Origin of the sequence: Alkalihalophilus lindianensis (assembly GCF_032843265.1) — a bacterium.
Classification (GTDB): Bacteria; Bacillota; Bacilli; order Bacillales; family Bacillaceae_D; genus Alkalihalophilus; species Alkalihalophilus lindianensis.
In genome coordinates this window covers 1-301 of sequence record NZ_JAWJBA010000163.1, presented here as the reverse complement: position 1 = coordinate 301, position 301 = coordinate 1, and the positions used below count along the sequence as shown (strand labels likewise).

1 protein-coding gene is annotated in these 301 nt (G+C 73.8%); it reads left to right on the top strand.

The window, feature by feature from the left end; genetic code table 11:
- Window positions 1-11 precede the first annotated feature (11 nt).
- On the top strand, window positions 12-301 hold a 290-nt coding region (locus tag RYX56_RS21780; RefSeq protein WP_439108527.1), incomplete at its 3' end, for a serine O-acetyltransferase.

Genomic DNA, 301 nt, shown 5'->3' with positions numbered 1-301 from the left:
CGGAGGGCGTGATGGCCGCCCTGCCGGGCCTCCGCGCCGCCCTCCTCGAAGATGCCGCCGCCACGTTTCGCGGCGATCCGGCCGCCCGCTCGGTCGACGAGGTGATCCTCGCCTATCCGGGCTTTCTCGCCACCGCGCTCTACCGCGTCGACCACGAACTCTACCGGCGCGGCGCCCCGCTCGTGGCCCGGCTCGTCACCGAGTACGGCCACCGGCAGACGGGCATCGACCTGCACCCCGGCGCTAGGATCGCGCCCGGCTTTGCCATCGACCACGGCACGGGCGTCGTGGTGGGCGAAAC